The sequence below is a fragment of the Thiosulfatihalobacter marinus genome, assembly GCF_016019955.1.
GTDB classification, from domain to species: Bacteria; Pseudomonadota; Alphaproteobacteria; order Rhodobacterales; family Rhodobacteraceae; genus Shimia; species Shimia marinus_A.
The window spans coordinates 1-6556 of the sequence record NZ_JAECRZ010000035.1 but is presented as its reverse complement, the minus strand read 5'-3'; the positions used below and the strand labels follow the sequence as shown (position 1 = coordinate 6556).

At 60.8% G+C, this 6556-nt stretch carries 6 protein-coding genes; 2 read left to right on the top strand and 4 right to left on the bottom strand.

Features of this window, described 5'->3' with window-relative positions:
* Window positions 1-101: 101 nt before the first annotated feature.
* Window positions 102-1241, bottom strand: coding sequence for a tyrosine-type recombinase/integrase (locus I3253_RS20170; RefSeq protein ID WP_232272220.1), 1140 nt, complete (start codon window positions 1239-1241; stop codon window positions 102-104).
* Window positions 1242-1367: 126 nt separating this feature from the next.
* On the opposite strand from I3253_RS20170, the gene I3253_RS20165 reads away from it, so the two are divergent.
* Both I3253_RS20165 and scpB read left to right on the top strand, forming a co-directional pair.
* Window positions 1368-2252 carry a DUF1403 family protein gene (locus I3253_RS20165; RefSeq protein WP_197919585.1) on the top strand — a complete coding sequence of 295 codons (885 nt, stop codon included), beginning with the start codon at window positions 1368-1370 and terminating at the stop codon, window positions 2250-2252.
* 3 nt (window positions 2253-2255) lie between these two features.
* On the top strand, window positions 2256-2855 hold the full coding sequence (scpB, locus tag I3253_RS20160) for an SMC-Scp complex subunit ScpB (protein ID WP_197919584.1): 600 nt from the start codon (window positions 2256-2258) through the stop codon (window positions 2853-2855).
* Here the strand turns inward: scpB and I3253_RS20155 are convergent.
* From I3253_RS20155 to I3253_RS20145, 3 genes are read right to left on the bottom strand one after another with little or no spacing between them, the layout of a single operon-like run.
* Entirely contained in the window at window positions 2839-3873 is a 1035-nt protein-coding gene (locus tag I3253_RS20155) for a TniQ family protein (RefSeq protein WP_197919583.1), read from the bottom strand. The genes scpB and I3253_RS20155 overlap by 17 nt on opposite strands.
* The gene (locus tag I3253_RS20150; protein WP_107818340.1) at window positions 3870-4751 is read right to left on the bottom strand and encodes a TniB family NTP-binding protein; all 882 of its coding nucleotides are present in this window, start codon (window positions 4749-4751) and stop codon (window positions 3870-3872) included. The genes I3253_RS20155 and I3253_RS20150 overlap by 4 nt, the downstream gene beginning before the upstream one ends.
* 1 nt (window position 4752) lies before the next feature.
* Window positions 4753-6387 (bottom strand): Mu transposase C-terminal domain-containing protein, encoded by a 1635-nt coding sequence (locus I3253_RS20145; protein ID WP_197919582.1) that lies wholly within the window; start codon window positions 6385-6387, stop codon window positions 4753-4755.
* Window positions 6388-6556 lie beyond the last annotated feature (169 nt).

The following is a 6556-nucleotide window of genomic DNA, read 5'->3' as shown; positions in this document are numbered from 1 at the left end:
TGTCGCGTTTAGTTCCCGATTTCAATTGAAGCAGTAAGCTGAAACTGAAGCGCTGGAATTTCATCTTAGCGCTTCACCAAACACGTCAAGAATCCTGGGCATCACAGCCCTGCGGCTTTGGTCAGGTTCACCCGGAACCTGTCGCGCCTGCGCTGATAGCGCCGGGTCATCTCGGCCGACGCATGTCCGAGCTGCTTTTGAACATAGCGCTCATCAACCTCTGCCGACGAGGCGAGCCCGGCGCGTAAGGAATGGCCGGAGAACATTGCCAGCCGTTTGGCGTCCGGCAGATCGGACCTGACGCCGCTTTTTAGAACGCTCGCTTTGATCAGTCGCGCGACGTGCTTATCGGAGAGGCGCGGCTCGAGGGCGCTTTTGCCATCCCGGGAGATGCGCACGAAGACCGGCCCAAAGTCGATGCGTGCGAAGTGTAGCCATTGCTCAAGTGCGTGGACGGGACAGGTCTGGTCGCTTGAGCCGCGCCCGACCTCAACCTCGCGCCACCCGGTCTTGGCGTTCAGCGTCAGCAGCGCGCCTTTGTCGAAGATCTCGAGCCAGCCGCCGCTGTCGGGGGTATCGTCCTTGCCGTGGTCCAGGCTGACAATCTCGGACCGGCGCAGACCGCCCGCATAGCCCAGCAGCAAGATCGCCCGGTCTCGAAGCCCGCGGAGATCGTAGGAAAGGGTGGCCACCATGGCCTGGATGTCCTCAGGCAAGATCGCCTCCTTCTGGACCGGCGGGCGCGCATGCTTGCGTTTGATCCCGGCCAGAACGGTGGCGATGTGCCGGTCCTTGCGATCAAGAGTGAACCCGCGCTGCCTGTAGTTCCAGGCAAGCCCCGAGAGACGGCGCTCGATCGTGGAGACCGAAAGGGCAGGGGCCTTCTCGGCTGGTGCAGCAAGATCAGCTACATAAAGTCCAACCATCTCGGGCGAGGGGGGCAGAGGTTCTGTGCCTTTCAGCCGGCACCAGCGGGTGAAGTGTTTCCAGTCGGCGGCGTAGGCCTTGTTGGTGTTCTCAGCTGTAGAGGCCTCGGCGTAGTCGCGCGCGGTGTCGATCAGTCGGTCGAGCGCGCCGGAGCCGGCCACATGAGCGGGCAGAGCGATTGAGGCTCGGTCCCGAGATGTTCTCTCGTCGTGTTCGTCACTGTTCAGCGAGCCATAGGACGCTGAGCTCGAAATCTCTGCGTCAGACGCGTCGGAATCCTCGGTTTTGGTGCCGTTGTTCGTGAGACTGCTCATGTTTCCGAGCATATCATTATTATGTCCGATAACGCAAGGTTATTGGACGTATTAAGGTTCGGCAAAGAGGGGCGGTTTCTACACTATATGGTAGTCAAAAGCGCCGCCGTGAGATAGTGTTGTGGCATGACATATGCCCACTCAACCTTCGACAGCGACCCTCTTAACTTACCCCAGATGCCGCCCTGGGTCACCTCGGCACGCGCCGAAACCCTTGAAGATGTGGCGTTTTTGTCGGGCGCAGCACTGAGCCACCTGCATCTTGTGTTGGGGCGAGAGGCGGTCCCCCAAGCCTTGTTACGGGATCGGCTGTCGTTGCGCGCAACGGAGGCTTGTGTCGCGTTTTTGGGCCGGCCGGAGCGAGCAAGGGAGCTGCGCGACGTGGTGCATCTGCTACGCCCCGGCGACCTGCCCGGCCCGGCAGGCGAAACCTGTCTGGCGTGGCGTCGCGCCACGGAAAGGCCGGTGACCGTGAAAGCTCTGGTCCGGGCGCTGCCAGAACTTCAGGGTGATCAGATCGCGCGTTGGTTCGACGCCGGGCAGGGAGCACCGGTCAGTCGTGCGGCAATGGTGCTGGAGGCGGTACTAAACGATGCCCCCCGTGCCGAGGTACCCGCGCTCGTCCTTGCTGACGCGACCCTCGCTCAGGCGCTTGGTTGGGATCATGTCGTGCCGCTTCTGGCCGCAGGCCTGAAACGCGCCGACATGCGCAAGCGAGGCGAAGACCTACGCTCGGCTTGTCATCGTGCGCTCGTCTCATCGGCGGTCGATGCCGTGCGTCTCTCAACTGACCTCGCGCGGCGGGCAGCGCATCTCAAAGCGGTCGCGCCGAAGCTGCGCGCCAAAGGCGCGGAGGCCGCCGTCGCGATGTTCCTGACCCAAGATGCCGTCGCACCTGCGGCCCTCCCACTACCGGACCGGTCCGCACGGCGGCTCTGTGACCGGTTGGTCGATCTCGGCGCGGTGCGCGAGCTGACCGGCCGCGACACGTTCCGGCTCTACGGGATCTGAGCGATGGCCAAGGATCACGCCGAAACTGACTTCGATCGGGAATTGGACGATCTGCCAACCGAATTGCGCTGGCGTGAATGGATGCGGCGGATTGAAGCCGTTCTCTTCGCCAGTGCATCGCCGGTGCCGCGCGAGGACCTCGCGCGCGTGGTGGGGCAGGGGGCTTCGGTCGATCTGTTGGTCGAAGACCTGGTCGCCGATCTCGAAGGACGATCCTTCGAAGTGGCGCAGGTGGCCGGCGGCTGGATGTTGCGCACGCGGCCCACCTACGCCCCAGCGATCAGGGCCGCTGCGGATGTGGGCGAACAGCTTCTGGACCTGGACGAATATGATGTCGCGGTGCTCGCTGCCATCGCCTACCACCAGCCGATCACCCGGGACGGGCTGAAGGACATCTTCGGCAAGGAGATCAGCCGCGATCTGATCGGGCGACTGCATGCGCGCGGGTTGATCGGCACCGGGCCCCGGTCGCCGCGGCGTGGAGCACCCTATACCTATGTGACGACGGAGCAGTTCCTGGTCGCGTTCGATCTGGAGTCGCTGCAGGACCTGCCCGATCGGGAGCAGATGGAGGATGCAGGGATCATCAATTCTCGGGCATAGCCGTTGCCAATGATGTGCGGCGGTTTGAATGAAGGCGACCGATGACCTGTTGCAAGTCCGCCAAATCAGGATGTCTGGAGCGCGTCTTTGGTCCTGGTGTGATCTGTAACGTGATCTCTGCACTCAATGACGCCACCAAGTCGGAATGCTTGGGCGCAGCCAGTGCAATGCGGGTCCAGAGGTCAATTGCAGGATGCACGGAACGTTTTTGGAGGTGCGTCATTCCATCGGCCAACTGGCGGAACAATGCGTAGCGGACCCGGTGCGGCAAGCGCGAAATTGCCGTCGGCTCGCCATTGAACGTGAAACAAGCCGCCCCAAGCATGGCGGGCAGGGATGGATTTCCATGCCGTCCATGTCCTGCAACATGCATTCGAAGTAAATCGTCGATGAGCCGTTCGAGACGCTGCACATCATACTCGGCGGGCAGGGTGGGTTTTCGGAGATCAGCATCACACCAGACGCAGAAATGTTGCGGCAGCAGGCGGTTTTGTCGAGCAGGCGCAATGCTTCGGCCGCAGGCAGGGCAGTGATCGCGCAAGCGGCATCCATGCCGAAAGCAGGAAACGCGCGTCGCCAGGCTCCAGCCGCGCCGGAAGAACGGTGCGCGATCCTCTTTTAGGCATGCCGGGCAATATTGCAGGCGATTGACCCGAGCGGTCGATGTGCGGGCATCTCCTGATCCTGTGATCTGCCGCAATCGCAACCGGGCCAGTGGGTCGCGGTGCAAAGCCAGGCCATCAATGTCCTCGGCGGGCAATCCGGTTCGCTCGACCAGGAGATCAAGGACTCGCCCGGGAAGGTCTCGGTCAAGCTTTGCAGACCAATCTCCACCTGCGACATCCAGAACCCGCCCAAAATATTGAGGTGGAATTCCATTGGCCATGGCCAGCCTGTGCAGCCAGCTCGACAGCAGCTCTCCGGGTGCCGGTGGAACGACGACGGGCCAGCCTTGCCCCACCTCATTGCCGTAGTCGCGCGCAGGTGTGACTGTGATCTCGGACGCAGACTGGGTCACATCATTTCGCGGCGCAAAGGCGCATTTCGGCGTTTCGACAGGGGCGTGTAACCGAGAGAGGTGATGGTCGCTTCAGAAATGTGTTCCTCGCCGGTCCTTATCGCCGTGATAGCTGCGTTGCTCACGATATCGACGACCTCTCCGATCAAGCCCTCTGACAATTCATGGATGATCTCAGCCAGTGGCGGTCGCGACAGGTTCGAGGCGCGGGCGAGAGGCATGCTGGTCTCAAGACTATCGAGGAGCGTCGCGAAATCCTCGTCATACGCCCATCTGGAAATAGGGATCGTATCGAACCGCGATCCCATTTCCTCGGTGTCGTGCACTGCATCGTAGACCGCGACCTCGCCGACCAATACGGGCGAGATGTCGTGGACACGTGCGATACGACGCATAAACGAGAAGATCGCTTTCACATCCTGGCGCCGCCCGCGCAAGGCGCTGTGGAACTCATCGAAGATGAGCACGCGGGGTTTCAGGCTGTCCAGCAAGTGATCCACCTGCTCGCCCGCGCGCGACAGGCTTCGCCAGCCAGATGCCTGAGGTGCGCGCAACCCGGCAAGAATGCTGGCATAGAAGTGAGACAGTCCGGCACCTTCTCGGGTCTGGATCACCCAGATCCTTTGACGTTCTGACTGACGCAAATGTTCAATCGCGAAGCGTTCGGCGATCATTGTCTTGCCATTGTGATAGGGGCCCGTCAGCAAGAGCCCTCTGGGGCGCAATGTTACAGGCCGATCAAGCAGCAGACGCATGGCGTTATGGGCGCGACTTGCAACCGGATGGCTGATCCAACGGGCCGTCCGGATATGGTCGATGCGGCACGCGTCACCGGCATCGAGAAGTGATGCGGCGGAGTCCAGGAGGTGATCAGTCATTTCACCAATCCTCAACCGGAAAGACGCGGCGCGGGCGCTCAGGGTCAGGCGTTTCGCTGATTGGCGTCGGGGAAGAAGTGAGGCTCTGGTAGGGTTTCGGCGCATGAGCCGCATGCCTGGCCCGTGCGATTTCCTTCAGCCTTTGCTTCTTCGTTGCTGAGGCATCCACGGTCGCCGCGATTTCGCGGCGGATCGCGGTCTTCTCCTCAATCGGGCGCCGGCCGGTTTCGCGCGCTCGGCTTCTTTCGGCCCTGTGCTGCCAAAGGGTGACCGCCTCAAGCAGTCCATCCCGCCGCCCCACAGGACGCCAAGCTCCTGTATCGGGATCCTTGATGTAGATGTGGCTAATGTCCCGAGGATCATAACGAACATCGAGAGCATCCAATCGATCACGGCGGGCGACCAATGGGCCCAACCATGGATCGAAATAGTCGTTGGCAAACAGGCTGACACCTTGAGGTGAAATCCTGCGTGTCTTGTTCGGGAGAAAGCTGAGCAGAACGTCGAAAGGGTTGTCTTCCGGGCCATCCGGCTGACGGAATTTTCGTTCCCATTCATTGGCCGGGACCGTCAGCTTGCGTTCATTCTGGCTAAGATTGTGATCGACAATCGCCAGCGCGATACAGCGTTCGAGGTCTGCAAAGTTGAGCTTCGCACGGTCTTCGGACAGATACTCACCCCGATCCGCGATGGAACGCCCGGTCTTGCCAGGCAGGGAGCGCAGCACCGTATTCACTTTGCCGAGAAGCCGTTCGACAATCCCGCCACGATGGACGGTCCCCTTGTTCCGGCTTTGAATTGCAATGCCGTACTCGGCACAACCCCGGATGAAACTGGTGCTTCTGAATTCCATGGCGGAATCCACGACGACCTTCTTCGGGCGACCAAACATCGGCCAGGAATGATTGATGTCGCGCGCTACCAGCCAGTCCTCCTTGCGGCACATCGCCTGCGCAAGACAGAGGGCGACCGACAGGCGTGAGGGCTGCTCAAGGGTCAGGCAGAAGCCAATAATTGCGCTTGTTGCAACATCGGCTGCGATAGTGAGATAGGGGCGTCCGACATAGATGCCCTGACCATCGATGACTTCTACAAACTGGATGTCGGCGGGGGTATGGTCTATCTGGACGACATCGAGTGCGTGTTTGGCCCGGATATAGCCCGGGCGGGGTTTCAGACGCCGCAGGCTTTTCCCTCCCGAGTGTCGCCGTCGTGCAATCTCCTCGGGCGTGAACAGCCGTGGGATACGCTTGGAAACGGTGACATAGGCAGGCGGATCAAGACCCTCGCTGTCACAACGGGCGCGGATTTCATCGACAATCGGCGCAAGGTCCGGTTGCTCAGGCCGAAGCCACATCTCCCGAAGCGTTGCCGAAATGATCTCCTCAACAGCCGGGCTGATCCTTGCGCGCCTCGCCCCACCAGTCTTTGGCAACAACGAAGAAACCCGGCGCTCGGTGCGGTATCGGCGCAGGTGGTTGTAGACTTGGCGCGTCGAGAGACGCAATTCGGATGCGGCGCGAGCAACAGCGGTACGCACAGGCTCTTGCCCGTCCAGAATGCGATCCAGCTCTCGCGCGATACGCGTTGCCTTGGACCAAGCCTCGTCAGACGCTTCGTTTTCGCGCAGCGTCATGAACCCGCCGCTCCACGGTTTCTAAACCTCATCTTCTGCCCCATGTTCTCGCTTATTGAAACGCGAGCTAAAAATTGAAATCGAAACGTAAAATACCAGGCCGGATTACGCTTCATCCTACTGGAATCCTGTAAGAACTTTTTGATGAAACGGCAAAGCAATTGCGACA

Excerpts from the sequence above, each read along its gene's own strand:
- I3253_RS20170 (WP_232272220.1), bottom strand. The coding sequence starts at position 1,241 with ATGAGCAGTCTCACGAACAACGGCACCAAAACCGAGGATTCCGACGCG.
- I3253_RS20165 (WP_197919585.1), top strand. The coding sequence starts at position 1,368 with ATGACATATGCCCACTCAACCTTCGACAGCGACCCTCTTAACTTACCC.
- scpB (WP_197919584.1), top strand. The coding sequence starts at position 2,256 with ATGGCCAAGGATCACGCCGAAACTGACTTCGATCGGGAATTGGACGAT.
- I3253_RS20150 (WP_107818340.1), bottom strand. The coding sequence starts at position 4,751 with ATGACTGATCACCTCCTGGACTCCGCCGCATCACTTCTCGATGCCGGT.
- I3253_RS20145 (WP_197919582.1), bottom strand. The coding sequence starts at position 6,387 with ATGACGCTGCGCGAAAACGAAGCGTCTGACGAGGCTTGGTCCAAGGCA.